The organism is Bacillus sp. B1-b2 (assembly GCF_009183415.1).
Classification (GTDB): Bacteria; Bacillota; Bacilli; order Bacillales; family Cytobacillaceae; genus Niallia.
Map to the genome: position 1 here is coordinate 178,417 of NZ_WEHU01000001.1, position 19,581 is coordinate 197,997.

The 19,581-nt window shown below is 32.6% G+C and carries 21 protein-coding genes; 17 read left to right on the top strand and 4 right to left on the bottom strand.

Going from position 1 to position 19,581, the window contains the following annotated elements; translation table 11 throughout:
• Nucleotides 1-269: 269 nt before the first annotated feature.
• The 7 genes from F9279_RS00910 (at nt 270) to F9279_RS00940 (ending at nt 6,577) form a co-directional block, all read left to right on the top strand.
• A complete protein-coding gene (locus F9279_RS00910) occupies nt 270-1,910 on the top strand; it encodes a YceG family protein (protein WP_319020733.1) in 1,641 nt (546 codons plus the stop codon).
• A 1-nt stretch (nt 1,911) separates the two neighbouring features.
• Nucleotides 1,912-3,012, top strand: coding sequence for a toxic anion resistance protein (locus F9279_RS00915; RefSeq protein WP_152110754.1), 1,101 nt, complete (start codon nt 1,912-1,914; stop codon nt 3,010-3,012).
• 92 nt (nt 3,013-3,104) lie between these two features.
• Complete coding sequence (locus F9279_RS00920; RefSeq protein ID WP_152110755.1) at nt 3,105-3,716, top strand: TerD family protein; 612 nt, start codon at nt 3,105-3,107, stop codon at nt 3,714-3,716.
• A 54-nt stretch (nt 3,717-3,770) separates the two neighbouring features.
• Nucleotides 3,771-4,349, top strand: a complete 579-nt coding sequence (locus tag F9279_RS00925; RefSeq protein WP_152110756.1) for a TerD family protein — start codon at nt 3,771-3,773, stop codon at nt 4,347-4,349.
• Between the two features lie 219 nt (nt 4,350-4,568).
• Nucleotides 4,569-5,276: an anthrax toxin lethal factor-related metalloendopeptidase gene (locus F9279_RS00930; protein ID WP_226793078.1), complete on the top strand. Its 708-nt coding sequence runs from the start codon at nt 4,569-4,571 to the stop codon at nt 5,274-5,276.
• A gap of 24 nt (nt 5,277-5,300) precedes the next feature.
• Nucleotides 5,301-6,095 (top strand): thymidylate synthase, encoded by a 795-nt coding sequence (locus F9279_RS00935; protein WP_152110757.1) that lies wholly within the window; start codon nt 5,301-5,303, stop codon nt 6,093-6,095.
• Nucleotides 6,092-6,577 (top strand): dihydrofolate reductase, encoded by a 486-nt coding sequence (locus F9279_RS00940; RefSeq protein WP_152110758.1) that lies wholly within the window; start codon nt 6,092-6,094, stop codon nt 6,575-6,577. Before F9279_RS00935 ends, F9279_RS00940 begins: the two co-directional genes overlap by 4 nt.
• 116 nt (nt 6,578-6,693) lie before the next feature.
• Here F9279_RS00940 and trhA read toward each other — a convergent pair whose 3' ends face one another.
• Entirely contained in the window at nt 6,694-7,332 is a 639-nt protein-coding gene (gene trhA / locus F9279_RS00945) for a PAQR family membrane homeostasis protein TrhA (RefSeq protein ID WP_152110759.1), read from the bottom strand.
• 212 nt (nt 7,333-7,544) lie between these two features.
• Here trhA and ilvA point away from each other — a divergent pair, with 212 nt between their 5' ends.
• The 5 genes from ilvA to F9279_RS00970 all read left to right on the top strand — a co-directional run bounded on the left by ilvA (nt 7,545) and on the right by F9279_RS00970 (nt 13,270).
• Entirely contained in the window at nt 7,545-8,810 is a 1,266-nt protein-coding gene (ilvA, locus tag F9279_RS00950; RefSeq protein WP_152110760.1) for a threonine ammonia-lyase IlvA, read from the top strand.
• A gap of 274 nt (nt 8,811-9,084) precedes the next feature.
• Nucleotides 9,085-9,930: a DegV family protein gene (locus F9279_RS00955; RefSeq protein ID WP_152110761.1), complete on the top strand. Its 846-nt coding sequence runs from the start codon at nt 9,085-9,087 to the stop codon at nt 9,928-9,930.
• Nucleotides 9,931-10,125: 195 nt separating this feature from the next.
• On the top strand, nt 10,126-11,724 hold the full coding sequence (locus F9279_RS00960) for an ATP-binding protein (protein ID WP_152110762.1): 1,599 nt from the start codon (nt 10,126-10,128) through the stop codon (nt 11,722-11,724).
• A 136-nt stretch (nt 11,725-11,860) separates the two neighbouring features.
• On the top strand, nt 11,861-12,679 hold the full coding sequence (locus F9279_RS00965) for an SGNH/GDSL hydrolase family protein (RefSeq protein ID WP_152110763.1): 819 nt from the start codon (nt 11,861-11,863) through the stop codon (nt 12,677-12,679).
• Nucleotides 12,680-12,691: 12 nt separating this feature from the next.
• On the top strand, nt 12,692-13,270 hold the full coding sequence (locus tag F9279_RS00970) for a YpmS family protein (RefSeq protein WP_152110764.1): 579 nt from the start codon (nt 12,692-12,694) through the stop codon (nt 13,268-13,270).
• Nucleotides 13,271-13,319: 49 nt separating this feature from the next.
• Here F9279_RS00970 and F9279_RS00975 read toward each other — a convergent pair whose 3' ends face one another.
• Nucleotides 13,320-14,084 carry a DUF4397 domain-containing protein gene (locus tag F9279_RS00975; RefSeq protein ID WP_152110765.1) on the bottom strand — a complete coding sequence of 255 codons (765 nt, stop codon included), beginning with the start codon at nt 14,082-14,084 and terminating at the stop codon, nt 13,320-13,322.
• A gap of 422 nt (nt 14,085-14,506) precedes the next feature.
• On the opposite strand from F9279_RS00975, the gene rsgA reads away from it, so the two are divergent.
• From rsgA to msrB, 3 genes are all read left to right on the top strand, one after another.
• On the top strand, nt 14,507-15,559 hold the full coding sequence (gene rsgA / locus F9279_RS00980; protein ID WP_152110766.1) for a ribosome small subunit-dependent GTPase A: 1,053 nt from the start codon (nt 14,507-14,509) through the stop codon (nt 15,557-15,559).
• A 188-nt stretch (nt 15,560-15,747) separates the two neighbouring features.
• Nucleotides 15,748-16,230 (top strand): peptide-methionine (S)-S-oxide reductase MsrA, encoded by a 483-nt coding sequence (gene msrA, locus F9279_RS00985; protein ID WP_264298211.1) that lies wholly within the window; start codon nt 15,748-15,750, stop codon nt 16,228-16,230.
• Nucleotides 16,230-16,655, top strand: a complete 426-nt coding sequence (gene msrB / locus F9279_RS00990; protein WP_152110965.1) for a peptide-methionine (R)-S-oxide reductase MsrB — start codon at nt 16,230-16,232, stop codon at nt 16,653-16,655. Before msrA ends, msrB begins: the two co-directional genes overlap by 1 nt.
• A 191-nt stretch (nt 16,656-16,846) precedes the next feature.
• On the opposite strand, the gene F9279_RS00995 is transcribed toward msrB, so the two are convergent.
• Entirely contained in the window at nt 16,847-17,920 is a 1,074-nt protein-coding gene (locus F9279_RS00995; protein WP_152110768.1) for an SGNH/GDSL hydrolase family protein, read from the bottom strand.
• Nucleotides 17,921-18,065: 145 nt separating this feature from the next.
• Here F9279_RS00995 and F9279_RS01000 point away from each other — a divergent pair, with 145 nt between their 5' ends.
• Both F9279_RS01000 and F9279_RS01005 read left to right on the top strand, forming a co-directional pair.
• Entirely contained in the window at nt 18,066-18,305 is a 240-nt protein-coding gene (locus F9279_RS01000; protein ID WP_152110769.1) for a YozE family protein, read from the top strand.
• A 360-nt stretch (nt 18,306-18,665) separates the two neighbouring features.
• A complete protein-coding gene (locus tag F9279_RS01005) occupies nt 18,666-19,364 on the top strand; it encodes a hypothetical protein (protein ID WP_152110770.1) in 699 nt (232 codons plus the stop codon).
• Here F9279_RS01005 and F9279_RS24800 read toward each other — a convergent pair.
• The gene (locus F9279_RS24800; RefSeq protein WP_193224375.1) at nt 19,361-19,519 is read right to left on the bottom strand and encodes a hypothetical protein; all 159 of its coding nucleotides are present in this window, start codon (nt 19,517-19,519) and stop codon (nt 19,361-19,363) included. The two genes, F9279_RS01005 and F9279_RS24800, sit on opposite strands and share 4 nt — an antisense overlap.
• Nucleotides 19,520-19,581: the final 62 nt, after the last annotated feature.

The window sequence follows — 19,581 nt, forward strand, 5'->3', positions numbered from 1 at the left end:
TTAGCAGACCGAGTCTAAGAGCGAACCCTTGTTCATGGAAATCAGTCCCTATTTAGTGAAATGATAAAAGACTTCCTTAAATTAACTCCTGAATATCTATTTAGGGCTATGTCTACAGTCTGAAGCATGTGAAAACTCCATGCTTTTTTTCTAAATGAAACTTTTTTCTCTGAAAAACGTACATATTATATACGGATTTTTTAACAAGTTTATGAACCTATGCTATCATATAAATATATTTACACGTTGTTTATTAGGAAGTGACTTATGTGAATAATGATTATCATACACTGAATAATGTAATACTTCCTTTATCTATGGAAAATTGGCAAAATATTTTACAACAATCATTGAATGAACGACCATTATATCAACTTGACCAGAATCAATTAACATACGGTCAGGTAGTTATAAAATTGCTTGGTATATCATTAGATGAGGATGAATATTACAATCAGCTATACGAATGGGTTTATGAAAGCAACAATAATGTTCATCTCCTAAGTGAGGAAACCCTTGATCGCACGATAGATAATAAGCATTTTCAAGCGATACAAAAAGTAATGAACATCTTACATGATCAAGACTTATCGATTAATCGTTTAGTTGCTTTTTTGGACGGAGAAAGTGTTCTAGTGAAATCATCTACTCCTGCTATTCATCGGAAAATAAGAGAAAGTACCATTAAAGTATTAAAAGTATTTGCTGAACGAGAAACTAAAGGCATCAAAAATGCAGAATTAAGAAGAGTGCTAGTGGATTTGGTAAAGTGGTCTTATAACCATTTAGTGCCTGCTTTAGAAGAAAGTCAAAAGAAACATAACATGCCTAAATTTCTATGGTATGGAGATGCAAGTAAGAGCCAAGTTTATTTTATTTATTATTTACTATCCTTAGGATGTGACATGCTTTTCGTTCACCCACAAGGAAAGGATATATTGGAGTATCTTGAATTGGATAAGGAAGTTTATTTCACACACCATTATCCGCAAACTAAAAGTCCAGAACCCTTTCCAAAAGAAAAAAGGAGAAGAACGGCAACAGTAGCTTATCGTGCATCACGAGAGATAGAAAATATTCTTCATTATGAAGGATCTAATTTATACAAACCTTGGCAATTTAGAGATTATATTCCTTCTTCCGTTACATTAAAAACAACATATGATGAAATATTTTTATTGGAAAAAGAGTCGGCTATGATCCGCCCAAATTTTGAAGTGAGTAATGGGGAAGTATTTATTCCTTCCTTGTTTACTAAAATAATGGGTGTTAGTAGAAAAAGATCTGAATATTGGGATCGACTTCATAAAATAGCGGATAATGAGCATGCCATGTTAATAAAAAAATTTCCTTTTACAAGGGCTATTATTAGTGATTATAGATATCATTACCGAGGAGCACTTCGTAATGGTAAGCTTGATCCAGAGTTAATGATTAGTGCTCATTATTGGACATACAGTCAATTACCTATTGGTTTGCAAAAAGGATTAGCTGCTGCAATTAGTAGAGTATGCCAAAAACCAATGTTAAAAAGAAGTCCAGATGAGTCTGAGGAAGAAACCTCCATCTTTTTATTTGCACAAAGCTTATTAATACCAAATGATATCCTTAAATTATTACAAAAATTCGACTATTCACAGGAAATACCAAGTATAATAGTATTTAAAACAGAGGTTAATGGTACTTTTACAAGAGAAGATGCTGCCATCTTGCTATTGATGAATGCTATCGGATTAGACATCATCATCTACAATCCTCCAGGACATTTAGACATAGAGAATTTTGTAAGTGAAGTAACCTTTGATGTTCATTGGCTTGAAGATATTGTTTTTGAGTTAGAGTACAAAGAACCATCCTTTATTAAACGTGGTTTTTTAAGTGGATTATTAAAGAATAGAAAGGGAGAATAACATGAACTTACAACCATCTAATCTAACACCAATAAACCAAACCACAGAAGTGTTAACAGAAGATAAGGTGTCTGAAATAAAAATAGCACTTAGAAATGAACCAGAAGTTCAAGCATTGGTTCAAACCATTGATGAAAAAGATCAAATTCAAATCTTGGAGTTTGGGAAAGAGCCAGCTGTTCAAATATCTAAATTCTCTGATCAAATACTTAGTAATATGCGTACAACGAAAGTAGAAGATTCTGGTGAGCTGTTAAAACAACTTGGTAGGATAATGGATAAATTTGATAAAAAAGACTTTGAAGAGTCTTCAAAGGGATTTCTAGGTAAATTATTTAAAAAAAGTGAAAAAATCATGGATAAGCTTTTTGGTAAATACCAATCCATGGGTCAAGAAATAGATAAAGTATATGTTGAAATCTCCAAGTACCAAAAAGAAATGGTTGATTCCACTTCCATGCTTGATAATATGTATGAACAAAATTATCAATATTACTTAACATTAGAAAAATATGCTGTAGCAGGAAATATGAAGTCAGAAGAGCTCAAAGCAAATGAACTACCTCAATTAGAGGCAAAAGCGATTGCTGGTGATCAAATTGCGTCTATGCAACTAGATTCTTTACGAAATGCAGTTGAGTTATTAGATCAACGTGTCTATGATTTAGAAATGGCTAAAATGGTTGCATTGCAGACAGCACCACAAATTCGTTTGCTACAAAGAGGTAACACAAAATTAATAGGGAAGATTAATTCTGCTTTTGTTACGACTATCCCAATCTTTAAAAATGGCTTGATTCAAGCCGTAGCAGCTAAAAGACAGAAGCTAGTGGCAGATAGTATGAGTGAGTTAGATAAAAGAACAAACGAAATGCTACTGAAGAATGCACAAAATATTTCTCAACAAAGTGTAGATATTGCAAGACTTGCTGGAGGGCCAAGTATAAAGATTGAAACAATTGAAGAGTCATGGAATATTATTTTAAAAGGAATGCAAGAAACCAAGTCAATTGAGGAAGAAAACAAGCGATTAAGAGAAGAAGGTACTAAGAAATTAGAGCAACTTCAAAATAATTTCAAACAAATGAAGCTTAAAGGATAAGTTAGCTGTATAAATAAGATATTTAGCTGTCTTGAAGAAGAAGATCTACTTCGGGACAGCTAGAAAAAAATACATATATAGGAGTGGAAAAAATGGCAATTAACTTACAAAAAGGACAAAGAGTAGATTTAACAAAGGGGAATCCAGGGCTTAGTAAAATACTAGTAGGATTAGGCTGGGATCCTGTTCAGCAAGGTAAATCAGGTGGACTATTTGGCTCTCTATTCGGTGGAGGTACAGGCGCAAGTGTTGATTGCGACGCTTCTGTTATTTTGCTAAATGATCAAGATAAAGTCCAAAGCAATAGTGATGTCATCTATTTCGGTAACTTAAGTAGCAGAGATGGCAGTGTTAAACACTCCGGAGATAACTTAACGGGAGATGGCGATGGTGATGATGAACAAGTACATATCGAACTATCACGCATTCCTGCAAATGTACATAAGCTTGTATTTGTTGTAAATATTTATGATGCAGTTAAGAGAAAACAGCATTTTGGTATGATTAGAAATGCCTTCATTCGAATTGTAAATCCATTAGATAAACAAACATTGATTCATTATAATTTAACAGATGATTATAGTGGGAAAACAAGTTTAATAGTTGGAGAAATTTATAGGAGTGGAAATGATTGGAAGTTTGGTGCGGTAGGTACTGGTACAAATGAGGGAAGTCTTGGAGAAGTTGTAAAGTCTTTCTCCTAATAGTATTAAGCAGGTATTAAATAAAAAATCTCATTTGATTAAGGGGTAGTGATCATGAGTATTAATCTTTCTAAGGGACAAAGAATTGACTTAACAAAATCAAATCCTGGCTTAACTAGAGCAATTATTGGATTAGGTTGGGATCTTAACAGATACGATGGTGGAACGAGCTTTGATTTAGATGCTTCCGCTTTCTTAGCGAATGAACAAGGGAAAGTTCTCTATGATGAAGATTTTATTTTTTACAATAATTTAGCACATAATACCGGAGCAGTAGAGCATACGGGAGATAACCGTAGTGGAGAAGGAGATGGGGATGATGAGCAAATCCTTATCGATTTCTCGAAAATACCAGCTCATGTTCATAAAATTGGAATTGCCGTAACCATCCATGATGGGGAGAACCGTAATCATAACTTTGGACAAGTATCCAATGCTTTTGTAAGAGTGTTAAATGAAGAAAATAATAATGAAATACTTCGTTTTGATTTAGGAGAAGATTTCTCTGTAGAAACAGCAGTAGTTGTTTGTGAACTATACAAGCACAATGGAGAATGGAAATTTAATGCTATTGGCAGTGGATTTTCAGGTGGACTTGCAGCGTTATGTAGAAACTATGGGTTAGAAGTATAACCATTCATACAACCTACTTAAAACCATTTTGAATGAATGATAGGATATTTTTTCAGCACCTATCTTTCTTTGCAAAATGGTTTTTTATTATTCCCAGAAAACTAGCTCTCTTAGAAAAATACAATCTATGTTATAATTTAATAGATTTATTTCTTCTTAGCTCTACCTAACAACTAGTATTAAGGTATATTCATCATAGACAGGTAGGGGGGAACAAAGGTGGTACGGTTGAAAATAGTAGCTCCTCTATGTATGATTGGAGTTGCGAGTATATTAATGGGGAATTCACAGCTCCCTGATTCTGGTATCTACTTAAATAAAATGTCAACAATCTCTATCGTTAGTTCAGCTATTTCAAAGGAAGCAAAAAAGAATTTAGGGAATATTATTATTTTACCTGAAGAAGCCTTTGATCAAGAAGAGGCAGCTGCAATTATTGAGAGGATAAATAGGTTGCCTAAAAGTCTATTGGAAAAAATAGAACTAGAAGGAATTAAACTTAAACTTTTCACAGGAAAACTAACGGATAATGAAACTGCCAAGCAATATGCAGGAATAATTCCTAGAGGTTATACTTCTACTAAAACATGGGATGATGTTCCAGGAATTGGTGGAGGAAGAGTAGTTTTAGTGAAAATTGGTGCCAGTAATAAAGGAATGGGTCATAGTTCAGTGAATTTAGAGTATCATGAATTAGCTCATTCTATTGATTATAAAGTATTTAGTAAGGCAAGTAATTCTAAGAAGTATGTAGAGATTTGGGAAGAAGAAAAGAGGAAGTTATTCCCTAACAAATCCTATTTTCTTGATTACAAAGAAGAGTATTTTGCTGAAACTTTTGCCATGTTCTATGTCGGAGGCAAAGAAAAAGAAAAGCTTAGGAACCTCGCGCCAAAGACATATGAGTATATAAATTCTTTAAAATGAATGAAGATAAGAAGGTGTAAAAAAGTGAAACAATATTTAGATCTATGTGAGCATATTTTAAAGTCTGGAGTAAAGAAGGAAGACAGAACAGGTACAGGTACCATTAGTACTTTTGGTTATCAAATGCGTTTCAATTTAGCAGAAGGGTTTCCCCTTATTACCACAAAAAAATTGCATTTACGCTCAATTATTCATGAATTGCTATGGTTTCTAAGCGGTGATACCAATATTAAGTATTTACAAGATAATAATGTACGAATCTGGAATGAGTGGGCAGATGAAGAGGGAAATCTAGGACCAGTATATGGTCATCAATGGCGTTCTTGGACAAGCCCTCAAGGTGAAACAATCGATCAAATACAGGAGTTAATTCATTCCATTAAGACAAATCCTGATTCTAGAAGATTAATTGTTAGTGCGTGGAATGTTGGAGAAATAAGTAAAATGGCTTTACCCCCATGCCATTGCTTATTCCAATTTTATGTAGCAGACGGAAAATTATCTTGTCAGCTTTATCAACGATCTGCGGATGTTTTTTTAGGTGTTCCATTCAATATAGCTTCATATGCTTTACTAACCTATATGATTGCACAAGTATGTGATTTAGAAGTAGGGGAGTTCGTTCATACATTAGGTGATGCACATATATATTTAAACCATTTAGAACAAGTGAAATTACAGCTTACTAGAGAGCCTAAAGCTCTTCCCAAGTTAAAAATGAATAAAGAAGTATCCGATATCTTCTCATTTACGTTTGAAGACTTTGAAATAGTTGATTATGAGGCACATCCACATATAAAAGGTGTTGTTAGTGTATGATTTCTTTAATAGTAGCAATGGATCAAAATAGGGTTATTGGAAAAGATAATCAATTACCATGGCACTTACCTGCTGATTTACAGTATTTTAAGAATGTGACAACAGGACATCCGATAGTGATGGGAAGAAAAACAAGAGAGTCAATAGGTAGGAATCTACCTAATCGCGAGAATGTGGTGATTACACGAAATAAAGATTATCAATGTGAAGGTTGTACCGTTATACACTCAGTTGATGAGATAAAGGAATGGAGTAAGACAAAGAATGAGGAGATTTTTATTATTGGAGGAGCCGAGCTTTTTAAAGAAACGTTAGCTCTTATGGATCGTTTATATATTACTCTAATAGAATCCGAGTTCGATGGAGATACTCATTTGCCAGAAATAGATATGGAAAACTGGTCACTTATTAAGCAAGAAAAAGGGATCAAAGATGATAAAAATAAGTATGGTTATACTTTTTATGTGTATAAGAGAAAATAAACAAGATACTGGTATGTTCATATAAGAAGACCCAAAACTGTTCGAAGTGCTAAGCGGATTTCGAATAGTTTTGGGTCTTTATTTAAGAGAAAATTCATACCTTCAGGTCATATTTCTTAAACATAAAGTAACACGCAAAAATACATCATTGCACTTCCAGCTAGTACAAATAGATGCCATATAGCATGGAAGTATGGAATTTTTTGAAAAACGTAAAAAATACTACCAACTGTATAAAGTAATCCGCCAAGAATCAGAAACAGAAATCCTGCCTTGCCTATTGCATGATATAGAGGTACGATAGCCATTACTATTAGCCAGCCCATAACAACGTAAAGAATAGTGGAAGTAATAATGAATTTTTTGACAAAATAGCATTTAAAAACAATTCCACATATAGCAAGCCCCCATACGATTCCGAATAAAGTCCATCCCAATGCGCCACGAATAGCAACCAAAACAAACGGAGTATAAGTACCTGCAATTAAAAGATAGATGGAGGAATGATCTAAAATCTCAAAAAAGTCTTTAACTTTTTCATGGGTAATACTATGCAATAAGGTAGAGCAGAGATAAAGAATGATCATGGTTGCCCCAAAAATAGAAAAACTAACAACTCTCCAAGGATTCTCCGTCTCCACTGCGTAAACAATTAACATAACTAATGCTGGTATACTTAATAAAAAGCCAATCCCATGTGTAATGCTATTAGCTATTTCTTCTTTCAACGAAAAGTCTTTTATAGAAAAATTCACTCTAATCACTCCCTTCTTTCTATTTTAAAGTAATTCCATTAAGAAAACAAATAATGCCCTAGTATTGTTTTAATCAAAAATGCACATAGAAAATTTTGCGCAATCAAAATGATATCCAATTCAAAAAAAAGAGAAAATTAAAAATTATCCAATGAAAAATCAAGAAATCATGGTATAATGTACAAATTAAGTGAAGAAATGAGGGTGTGGATATGGAACAAAATGTAATGAAAAAATGGGTGCAACTGGAGGATATTATTATTGCATACCAGGGAATTAAAGACATAGTAGCCCATACTCCATTACAGAAAAATAACAGGTTATCGGAAAAATATGATTGTAATATCTATATTAAAAGAGAAGATTTGCAACATGTCCGTTCATTTAAATTAAGAGGAGCATTTTATTCCATGAAAATGCTTGAAAAAGAAAAAATGAAAAATGGAGTAGTTTGTGCCAGTGCTGGAAATCACGCACAAGGTGTTGCTTATGCATGTCGTTATTTAAATGTGCACGGAAAAATCTTTATGCCAGCAACTACACCTAAACAAAAAGTAACACAGGTGAAGATGTTTGGGAAAGATCATGTGGAAGTAATCTTAATTGGTGATACGTTTGATGATTCATATGTGGAAGCGGTAGCATGTGCTGAGGAGGAAGAAAGAGCATTTATCCATCCTTTTAATGATGAGCATGTTATTGCTGGGCAAGGAACAATTGCTATTGAAATTATGAATGATATAGATGTTCCTATCGACTATTGCTTTGCAAGCATTGGTGGCGGAGGGCTAATGGCTGGTTTAAGTACATATATAAAAAGTGTGTCTCCAGCGACCAAAATGATCGGAGTAGAGCCAGCTGGAGCACCATCTATGAAAGAATCTATTCTAAAAAATAAAGTAGTGACTTTACAAAAAATTGATAAATTTATAGATGGAGCAGCTGTTAAAAGTGTAGGGCAAAAGAACTTTGAAATTTGTAAGGAGTTAGTAGACGATATCGTCCTTGTTCCTGAAGGGAAAGTATGTACATCCATTCTTTCACTTTATAATGAGCATGCAATTGTAGCAGAACCAGCTGGAGCTTTGCCTGTAGCAGCATTGGATTTATATAAGGATAAAATAAAAGGAAAAAATGTTGTTATTGTTATTAGTGGTGGAAATAATGATATTGATAGGATGCAAGATATCAAAGAAAGATCTCTTCTTTATGAAGGTTTATTGTATCACTTTATTATTAATTTTCCACAAAGAGCAGGGGCTCTTAGAGAATTTTTAGATGAAGTTCTAGGACCAGATGATGATATCACAAGGTTTGAGTATACAAAAAAGAATAATAAAGAGAACGGGCCAGCTCTTGTTGGTTTAGAATTAAAAAATCGAGAAGATTATAAGAGTTTAATTGAAAGAATGGATAAAAAGGGATTTCCTTATACAGAGCTAAATAAAGATTCTAATTTATTTCATTTATTAGTTTAGGGATAACGCATGTTTGGAGCGCATACACTAATGGTTGAAAACATCCTAAGTGTATGTGTTTTTTATTTATTTTATTAGGGTATAGATATGGACATATAATGTTTGAAAATACACAGGTTACTAGAACAATATTTTGTTGTATAATTATAATGTTGTGCTTACAAAATATAATGACTATATATGTTAAGTTAGTAACAATATTAGAAAAAATATTGTAAAATAAAATAAGTAAGCGCTTAAAGAGTGATGAAATGATAGAATAGGGACGTGTATTATGAAAAAAATTAAAATTGTAACAGACTCTACAGTTGATCTTTCCCAAGAAATTTTAGATAAATACGAAATTGAAGTAGTTCCTTTGTCCATCTTTATAAATGGTCAATCTTTTCAAGATGGAAAAGATATTACTCCGAAAGAATTTATTGATTTAATGAGTAATTCAGAAGAACTTCCTAAAAGTTCTCAACCACCTACGGGTTTGTTTGTTGAAAAGTATGACGAATTAGCTAAATTAGGATACGATGTTATATCCATACATATGACAAGTGGTATGAGTGGGACAGTGGAATCTGCTAGAACTGCAAGTAATATTACGGAGGCTAATGTGGTTGTAGTCAATTCTGAATTTATTTCAAAGGCACTTTCCTTTCAAGTAATAGAAGCGGCAAAGATGGCGTTAAAAGGCCATAGTATGGATGAAATAGTTTCAAGAATTCAAGAGGTAAAAAGCCATACAAAACTTTTCGTGGTAGTGGACACTCTTGAAAACTTAATTAAAGGTGGAAGAATTGGTAAAGGGAAAGCATTTATTGGTTCTTTGCTAAATATAAAACCAATCGCTTCATTAGAAAACGGTGTGTATACGCCAGTTGCAAAAGTTAGAAGTAGACAACAAGCAGTTAAGTATTTGGCAAATATTTTTCATGAACATACATCTGGAAAAAATATTAAAGGAGTAGGTATTACCCATGCTGATAGCTTGGATTATGCTATGAAATTGAAAGAAGCAATCGAAAAACTAACAGGTTATCAATTTGTTGATATTGATTTTACTACTCCTGTAATATCCACACATACTGGCAAAGGTGCAATTGGTTTTAGTTATTACTTTGAAGATTAAAAAATAGACCTAAAAAATCCTCATGCACTCATCATCCATATGGATGAGTACAATAGGATTTTTTTTTACTTCTATTAAAAAAGAAGAGTTTTGTTAAAAAAAATGTAATATTTAGAGGGAAAACTTAAAAGAATGTCGAATCCATACTCCTATCTCTATCATTTAGAAGTTTAGAAGAAGGAATTGGTTGCTAATATGCATAAAATAACAAATATTCCCTTTTTAAATAAGAAACAGATGCTTTTATTTCTTTTGCCATGTTTGCTTTTCTTTATCATGATGTCTTGCATTGTGTATCGGTATTTTAAAGATGAGCTTCATCATATGCAGGCAGATATGGAGGATCTTATTATTCAGCTGAGCTCTAACATATCGTCAACTAATGTAGAAGACATAAAGGAAGCTGAAGTAATCCCTATTTTCTCTAACATCATTTATGGCATGTTAGATAGTAAAGAACAAGTGAACCTCGTGTTCTGGAGACAACCTAACAAGGAAATAGAGTTTGTGTTACAAGCTAATCCAAGTAATCAAATAGAAAGAATAGTATTAGAAGACGTAGATGCAAATCTCATGATTTTCTTTGAAAAAATGAAGAATTTGAATGAAACACAGCATAGTAACATATATAAAAGAAATGGAGATTATCTCATATACTCCATTACTCCTCTTAAAGATTCTCAAGGAGATACAATTGGAGTAATTGGAATGGTAACGTCTATAAACGAACTACTGTTTAGAACTTTGAAAACAGTGCTTACAATCCTGATAGCACTGGTTATTTGTAGTTTTTTCTTTTATGTTCTTTTAAAAAAATGGTTACATAGAACGACTATGCCTTTTAATGAAATATTTATAAATGCACAGGAATTATCTTCATCAGAAGTGGATCAAAAGGTAGAAGAAGATGAGTTCCCCAATCCCAATCCTAATCAAATGTTTGTATCAATAAATGAATTATTTGAGCATGTATCAACTTTATTTAATCGATTTTCGAACAGTACCAAAGAATTAGGAACGGTGGAAAAAGATTATTATCTTACGACCATGAATGATGCTCTTTTACAATTAGATCTTATGATGGAATTCAGTAAGAGGACCCAAGAACTTCAAAGAGCGGAAAAGATGAATGCTGTGGGTCAGCTAGCAGCATCGGTAGCTCATGAAATTAGAAACCCTATGACTGTAGTGAAAGGATTTCTACAAATCTTCTATGCAAAAGAACATCTCAGTAAAGAAGAGAGACTATATATTCATTTAATGATTGAAGAAATGGATCGTGCTGAAACAATTATAAATGACTATCTATCATTAGCTAAACCTAATGAGGAAATTAGTGATAAAGTAGATGGTTTAGAGTTAGCAAATAAGGTTATTGATTTAATGCAAGTTTATGCAAGGATGGGAAAAGGGATTATCTTTGAGAAAGAATTGCAGCAGGTATACATAAGGGCAAGCATTAGCGAATTAAAGCAAGTATTAATAAATCTAGTTAAAAATGCAATTGAGGCAATGGAAAACGGTGGAACACTTAGCGTCTCACTTAGTGTTTCAGGAAATTATGCTCTATACCAGGTTAGAGACACAGGTGTAGGTATGTCTACTGAGGAGCTAGCAAGATTAGGGACTGCCTTTTATTCTTTAAAGGAAAAGGGAACCGGTATGGGATTATTAGTTTGTTACCAGATGGTAGAGAAAATGAAGGGGAAAATGGAAGTGGAAAGTGAAAAGGGAAAAGGAACTACTTTTAAAGTGTATGTTCCATTATTTATGGATGAAAAATTTACTCCATGAAAATAGTAACTGGAAAAATATTTCACTATTTTCTTCTGTATTAGAAGATATAATGAATAGTAGTAAGGAGAAAGTCAGAAAATAACTTCAAAAATACTTCATATGTTATACTATAAAAATAAAGGTAGGTGTAAGAATGAAGAAACCATTTACCTTTCTTGTTTTATTTCTTTCTTTGATTTTACTTGTTTCTTGTTCTCATACAACTTTTTTATATAATGAAGAAAAAGACACGGAGATTACTAGTAAAAAAAGTATACCAGAAACTTTTATTCCGCAAGATGTATCCATTGTTTCTGTAGGTGATTCCCTTACTCAGGGTGTGGGAGACAGTACAGGAAGAGGTGGATATGTTCCTTATTTAAAAGACTTATTGGAGAATACTAGCGAAATTAGTAACGCAGTTTTTTATAATTATGGAGTGAGAGGCAACAGATCGGATCAATTATTAAAGAAAATTAAAACGGAGGAAGTACTAAATTCGTTTACTACTGCTAATAGTATTATCATAACAATTGGCGGTAATGATATTATGAAGGTTGTTAGAAATAATATCTCTAACTTGCAAATGGATTCATTTAACAAGCAATTAGAAGAATATAAAGCAAATTTAATGGAAGTCTTACAAATTATTAGAGAGAAAAATGCGGAAGCTTCTATTATATTAGTAGGAGTGTATAATCCTTTTCTGAAGGTATTTTCAGATATTCGAGAAATGAATGAAATTGTGGATAATTGGAATCAAACAAGTAAAGATGTACTTTCTCAATATCAAAACACATATTTTGTTAGCATATCTGATATTTTTGAAAATCCCACACAAGAATTACTTTATACTGATTATTTCCACCCAAACGATCAAGGCTATGAACTTATTGCTAATGAGTTATTCGAGACAATGGATAGCGGAGTCATTGAAACGATGGTAAAGGAAAAAAACGCAAAGCAAGAATAGAGGAGATAAAGAGTGTTTAAAAATAAATGGAAATGGGCTTTTTTTCTTTTAGTAGGATTTTTAGTTGCTTTCGTTCTCGTTATGGTTTTTTTGATTTTTCAACCAGTAGAACAAACGAGTAGTAAAGTGAGTGAAAATAGAAAAGAAGTTCCATTTAAAGTAACAACAAAAAAAGATGATTTAACAGAATTGATTAATTATTATTTAGAAAAAGAAGGGCTAACTGGTCCAGTACATTATGAAGTAAACTTAACGAATGAAGTAGAATTATATGGGACATTGCCGATATTTAACACCAATATCCAAATGAAGCTAACTTTTGAACCAACAGCCCTTGATAATGGGGATCTTTTATTAAAACAGAAAGAAATTAGTATAGGACAACTACCACTTCCAGTTTCATATATCATGAGTTTCATTGAGAACCAGTATAAAATGCCTGGATGGGTAGATATTCAGCCAGATGAAGAACAAATTTACGTACATTTAACAGAATTAAAGGTGAATAATGGTTTGAAAGTGGAAGTGACAGACTTTGATTTAGTGAATGACCATATCCAATTTGATTTACTACTTCCGACAGAACAATGATATAATTGTAGCCTTAGCATAAATCTATTGTTTATAGATTTATGCTTTTTTAATGTATGGAAAAAATAACAAGCTCTATAGATGTAGAATCTTTGTCTGAATCTAAAATATAGGCAGAATATCCTTTATTAGCTTCAAGCGTTAAGGGAGAAAGCTCTGCAATGATTTCTTTTGTTTCTGTATTTCTTATTTCTAACATAACTGTCATTGGATATAAACCAAGAAAGTTTGAGGCTGTTTTACATGATAATTTAGGGAATACAATATCGCCTTTTTTTACAGCAACATCAATAACAGACTGACTAGAAGCAAGATGCACAAATCTTAACTTTGTTTCATTTGCTGGAATAGTTGTATCTTCCACAAAAGATAATATTTTAAGCGAATTACTTTGTTTACTAAAAGAAATCGTTTGATACCTATTTGCTTCTACTTTAACTTTTTGGCTGCATAAGGAATCAACCATTTTACCAGCTTCATAAATATCCACTTGGTACATTCCTGCAATAAGAGTAAAATCATTGCTCATAGATTTATAAGTAATATCTTTAAATATGCGCATTCCATTGATATAAATATCTACTTTTGGAGTGGAGCTTGAGCCGTGTAAAACTCTTATTTTCCCATATTCTGTTTGTCTTTGTATATCTGTTTCCGAGAATAGCCTGGTATCTTTTTTAAAAGCATGTTGAAGACTTTGTATATGCTTATGATAATAATAAACATGTAGTTCAGGATTTATATATTTATAATAGTCGCTTAGCATATTATACATTCCAGCTTCTTGTACAGAGTTAGAATCGTTTGAAACCATGGTGATCACTCCTATTTATCGTTCATGCACCTATTCTATGTGTAAAAGGAATAAAAGTGCCTATACAAAAATGGTTTATGATACTTTACAAATATTGTGAAAATTAGTTATAATAAAGTAACTATTAAAAAGGGGCTGATGTTTTATGAGCAGATTATCGAACGAATTATTAGGTGGAAAAGTTTATAGCATACAGTCCATTACCATTCATTAAACCTTTTTAAAACAAACTTTAATCTTTAGTCCTATTTATATTCGAATAAGATATTTCTCCATACGATGGAGTTTTCTAGTATAAATAGTTTTTTGGCTAACTTTTCATTTAAAGTCATACTTGTTTTAAATTCCATTTTGAACGTGTAAACCATGGGCTGTATGTGCTTATGGTTTTTTATTATGCGGAAAATTCGGAGGCTGAAAAAATGGATTTAATAACAATGGGATATAATGATACAGTGAAAGAAGCTTTTACTAATTTGGCAAAAAAGGATGAAATAGTAGGAAGAGTAACACTAGAACATAAGAGAATGTATCGAGTATGGTCTGAAGCGGGTGAATTGCTTTGTGAAGTATCAGGTAAGTTATCTTTTCAAGCTATGTCGAGAGAGGATTACCCAGCGGTTGGTGACTGGGTCATTCTTTTGCCAAGAGCTAATGAGGGAAAGGGAACTATTACAGGGATTTTACCTCGTATTAGTAAATTCTCACGAAAAGTAGCTGGAGATAATACGGAAGAACAAATTGTAGCGGCTAATGTAGATACTATTTTTTTGGTAAATTCGTTGAATGAAGATTTAAATGTAAGAAGATTGGAGAGGTATTTAACACTTACTTGGGAAGGTGGAGCAAATCCAGTAATTATTTTAACGAAAGCAGACTTAGTAGATAATCTAGAAGAAAAAAAAGCGATGGTTGAAGGAATTGCATTTGGTGTACCTGTTATTATGGTAAGTGTTGTAGAACAGGTAGGAATAGAAAGATTACAAGAATATTTACTACCAGGTAAAACAGTGGCTTTACTTGGTTCATCGGGTGTAGGAAAATCTACTTTAACCAATTTCCTACTTGGTTATGAGAAACAAGAGGTACAACATATTAGAGAATCCGATGCGAAAGGTCGACATACAACAACTCATAGAGAAATGGTATTACTACCAAATCAGGCTATATTAATTGATACACCAGGTATGCGAGAATTACAATTATGGAACAGTGAATCTGGGTTATCTACTAGTTTTTCTGACATAGAAAAACTTGGTCTTACCTGTAGATTTAGAGATTGTACGCATAAAGCTGAAGCAGGCTGTGCTGTAAAAAGAGCCATAGAGTTAGGTGAAATGGAAGAGGAGCGCTTAATAAGCTATAACAAGCTCTTAAGAGAGTTAGCCTATTTAGAAAGAAAACAAAGTAAAAGAGCACAGGCAGAAGAAAAGAAAAAGTGGAAGATGGTTAATCAACAAAGAAAAGGGAAATAATAATTCGGTTCTTATAGAATGCATCTAACGAGACAAATAATAAATGGAAATGTATGATAAGTAAAACACTTGTTTTTAATAGGTGTTACTTAAAAAAATTTAGGGAATAGAAAGAGTAAAAAGGGTGGTGTTTTGAATTGAATAGAGTCGAAGAATTAGCTACTTTTGCTGGTGGATGCTTTTGGTGTATGGTAAAGCCCTTTGATAAAGAGCCAGGCATTATAAAAGTAACATCTGGCTATACTGGTGGACATACAGAAAACCCAACTTATAAAGAGGTATGTTCTGAAACAACTGGACATTTTGAAGCTGTACAAATTATGTTTAATCCAGATGTTTTTTCATACGAAAAGCTATTAGAATTATTTTGGCAACAAATTGATCCAACTGATCCTGGTGGGCAGTTTTATGATAGAGGGCAGTCTTATCAAACAGCCATCTTCTATCATAATGATAAGCAAAAGGAATTAGCAGAGAAATCCAAGCAGGAATTACAGAATAGTGGTAGATTTTCAAAACCGATTGCAACGAAGATAATTTCCGCTAGCACTTTCTATCCTGCAGAGGAGTATCATCAAGACTATTATAAGAAAAATCCAGATCATTATAATCGCTATCAAATAGGTTCTGGAAGAGCATCCTTTATACAAGAAAATTGGAGGGGTAGATGATGGATAAAAATGGATTGAAGGAAAAACTAACACCAATTCAATACGAAGTTACACAAAATAATGGAACAGAGCCTCCATTCCGAAATGAATACTGGGATGAATTTTCACAAGGAATTTATGTTGATGTAGTATCAGGAAAAGCATTATTTAGTTCAAAGGATAAATATGATGCTGGTTGTGGATGGCCGAGTTTTACAAAACCAATCGATGAGGAAGAGTTAGTAGAAAAGCGAGATACTACTCATGGAATGATACGCACAGAAGTTAGAAGTAAAGATGCAGATTCTCATCTAGGACACGTTTTTGACGATGGCCCACATCCAACTGGCTTACGATACTGCATGAACTCTGCGGCAATGAAGTTTATTCCAAAAGAAGAATTAGAAAAAGAAGGGTACGGAAAGTATTTAGCATTATTTCAATAAATGAAGAGGCTGTGACATAAGTAATTCAGCTAAAGAAAAACCCGGATTAGAAGGTGTGACACACTCACACTAATAATTCGGGTTTTTTATTTGTTTAAATACTTTATTTTGCTTTCTTGTAAAGAGAAAAAATGGAAAGACCTAATTCTTCAGCTTAATTGAATGAAGACAATAAGTTATACCCATTTGCATTAACTGTCTTCTTTATTTACTATAATAGAAGATAGCTGGATTATATTCTTGTCAGATACATTGTATTTAGACTTTTTAGAAGAAACCTGAAATGTTACAGTATGATCCCCTTTACTAAGCCCACTTGCTACATAAAGAGATCTGTTCTTTGCAAATGGCCACCATGTGGAGATAGTAGTGACATACTCCTCATCTATAAAAACATCCATCATACCACCTTGTGGACTTCGTATTACATTGACTCCAAGAAATGCCCCCTTGAATTCAAATTCAATCTTTGCGGCCATTTCATTAGTGGTATAGTATGCTTCATCCTTCGTAAACGAATGATCTAGATAGGTCACTTTCTTTTTGGTAAACATAGATAGTACATTCATTTCCTCAGCTGGGATAGTAGGAGAGAGCACTTTTTTATTAGTAGAAATGGCCTTTTCAATTATCTCTGTGATTTCCTTAGCATACAGAGTATATCCCAAATCATTAGGATGTACTAAGTCATTTGTTAATTGATTGTTAGATAATCCTGAATGTTGAAAAGGAATGCGCATATCTATATTTGTAGCATAAAACTTTTTAGATAATTCCTGAATAACACTAATAAATTCATGGTTATCTAGACTGCTTTCTGTTATGGTAATTAGTTCTGCGTTCGGATTTAATAAAAGGAGTTCCTCTAAGAGAGAATGGTAGAAAAAATAAAATTCCTCTGCATTCATATACTTTCGGTCATTTTCTCCAAAAACAATAAAAATTAAATCCATTTGTTGAATGTCTTGGTTTTTCAGTTTATATAAACCTTCAAATGCTGTAGCTCCACTTTGGACAACTAAGTGTCTTTTTAGTTTAGAATTATAATGATAGGAGAAATAATCTTCCATTAATTGAAACCACTTGTTTTCATCGCTGCTTGCACCAGAGCTTCTGCCAATACTATCGCCGACAATTAAATAATTTACATTTCTACCAGCTTGAATCTTTTCATAAAAATTTCTATTTTGTTGATTAAATAAAAAAATACAATAGCTACCAATGATAATGCCTATCGAAATGAGAGAATATAAGAGCTTTCTCATTAAATGCTGACACCTAAACCTTCCATTAATGTTACGACAATAATTTAAGTAATATTATCCTTTTTTAGCTGAATATTTAACTTGCACCATTCTTTCCTATTATGTATAGTATACGTTATATCTAAGGGCTAAGGAAGGTGCGAGTATGACAAAATCTTTTTATCATTTTCTGATGAAATTTCGTCATCCTGAACCAATTGATAAAATAAGTGAATTTGCAAATCATGCTTATCATGATCATGATTTTCCTAAAAATAGTTTTGATTATGATAGAATAAGTGATTATTTAGAGTTAAATGGTTATTACTTAGAAAGCATGAGAATTTTTGATGAAGCTTGGGAATTATATTTAGTTCAGGAAGATAAAAAAAGTTATATCGAATAAAAAACAGTCGCCTATAATTAGACGATTGTTTTTTTATCGTTTGATGGATAATTCTTCTCTATAAAATTTTACTATTCTTTACACAAGTACTTCTTCATATAATAATTAAAACGTTACTTAAGGTAGTATATAAAAATAAGCTAAAAAGCTCTTTAGCGAAAAATTTTTCACTGCATATACTATAAAAAAGCTTAGTGTAAGGTAATGAGAAAAAGGGATGAAGTGTTATGGAAAAAGATTGTATTGAAGTACATCATAATCTCCCCCACCCGTCAAAATAAAAATCTTTATCCAAGAGTGTGGGGGAAATCCTTAAGGCATTAATGCCTCACCACCTTGTTTAGAGAGGATTAGATTATTATGACAAATCAAAAAAAACCAAGATTTAAAATTGGAGACACTGTCGTTATTACCATATATGGAACAGTAGGAAAAATCACGAGCGTCAAATTTTTAGATAACATGCATGTGTATGAAGTTAATAAAAGCGAGGGATTATACTTAGAATCAAGCTTGCAAATGCTTTCGGAATATGAAGGTGAAATTACAGACACAGAAAAAATTGACATTGAGTATCACTTCTTTATTGGAGACTTGGTAAAGGTTAGAGGGTATGGCTCAAATTTATTCAAAATAATGGGGTTTCGTACAGAAATATGGAGATACAAGTCAGATGCTTGGGAAGATATTATCTATGAATTATCAAGAGTAAGTGATGGGGAATGGCTAGAGGCTGCTGAAGATGAATTAACCCTAGTTGCTGACAAAGATAGTGCGGATACGTTCATACAAAAGCTTGGATTATTATATATTATGGACAAAAAAAAGAAACCAGTAAACTTAAATAAAACAAACAGCTCTTATCGACAATCAGAAAAGGAGCTGTTAGAAACGGCTAAAGAGAAACAAGAATTGATTGATGGTTTACTAGATTTATACAATGATTATACTGTGTTGTATAAGCTATTTAAAGATCCAGAGTATGAACAGGTGTTGAAGCAAACGATGAGAAAATTAAAACGGATAAGTAAGAAAAATGATGACCAAAATGTGGTTTAATGAGCGAATAATAGATATAAAAATAGTGGTACACTTATGGCTATAAAAGAGATAAATAGTCTACTAGTTATTTTTTCAAAGGAAGAAACAATTTGACTTTCCTCGGCATTTACATCTGCTTTAATTATTTCAACTAAATTTTGCATGGAATTCATCTTTTATGGCCTCCTTTGTTTTATCTATTTCACTATATGTATAAGCATTTGAAAACATGTCT

Excerpts from the sequence above, each read along its gene's own strand:
- F9279_RS00915 (WP_152110754.1), top strand. The coding sequence starts at position 1,912 with ATGAACTTACAACCATCTAATCTAACACCAATAAACCAAACCACAGAA.
- F9279_RS00920 (WP_152110755.1), top strand. The coding sequence starts at position 3,105 with ATGGCAATTAACTTACAAAAAGGACAAAGAGTAGATTTAACAAAGGGG.
- F9279_RS00925 (WP_152110756.1), top strand. The coding sequence starts at position 3,771 with ATGAGTATTAATCTTTCTAAGGGACAAAGAATTGACTTAACAAAATCA.
- F9279_RS00940 (WP_152110758.1), top strand. The coding sequence starts at position 6,092 with ATGATTTCTTTAATAGTAGCAATGGATCAAAATAGGGTTATTGGAAAA.
- ilvA (WP_152110760.1), top strand. The coding sequence starts at position 7,545 with ATGGAACAAAATGTAATGAAAAAATGGGTGCAACTGGAGGATATTATT.
- F9279_RS00955 (WP_152110761.1), top strand. The coding sequence starts at position 9,085 with ATGAAAAAAATTAAAATTGTAACAGACTCTACAGTTGATCTTTCCCAA.
- F9279_RS00960 (WP_152110762.1), top strand. The coding sequence starts at position 10,126 with ATGCATAAAATAACAAATATTCCCTTTTTAAATAAGAAACAGATGCTT.
- F9279_RS00965 (WP_152110763.1), top strand. The coding sequence starts at position 11,861 with ATGAAGAAACCATTTACCTTTCTTGTTTTATTTCTTTCTTTGATTTTA.
- F9279_RS00975 (WP_152110765.1), bottom strand. The coding sequence starts at position 14,084 with ATGGTTTCAAACGATTCTAACTCTGTACAAGAAGCTGGAATGTATAAT.
- rsgA (WP_152110766.1), top strand. The coding sequence starts at position 14,507 with ATGGATTTAATAACAATGGGATATAATGATACAGTGAAAGAAGCTTTT.
- msrA (WP_264298211.1), top strand. The coding sequence starts at position 15,748 with ATGGTAAAGCCCTTTGATAAAGAGCCAGGCATTATAAAAGTAACATCT.
- msrB (WP_152110965.1), top strand. The coding sequence starts at position 16,230 with ATGGATAAAAATGGATTGAAGGAAAAACTAACACCAATTCAATACGAA.
- F9279_RS00995 (WP_152110768.1), bottom strand. The coding sequence starts at position 17,920 with ATGAGAAAGCTCTTATATTCTCTCATTTCGATAGGCATTATCATTGGT.
- F9279_RS01000 (WP_152110769.1), top strand. The coding sequence starts at position 18,066 with ATGACAAAATCTTTTTATCATTTTCTGATGAAATTTCGTCATCCTGAA.
- F9279_RS01005 (WP_152110770.1), top strand. The coding sequence starts at position 18,666 with ATGACAAATCAAAAAAAACCAAGATTTAAAATTGGAGACACTGTCGTT.
- F9279_RS24800 (WP_193224375.1), bottom strand. The coding sequence starts at position 19,519 with ATGAATTCCATGCAAAATTTAGTTGAAATAATTAAAGCAGATGTAAAT.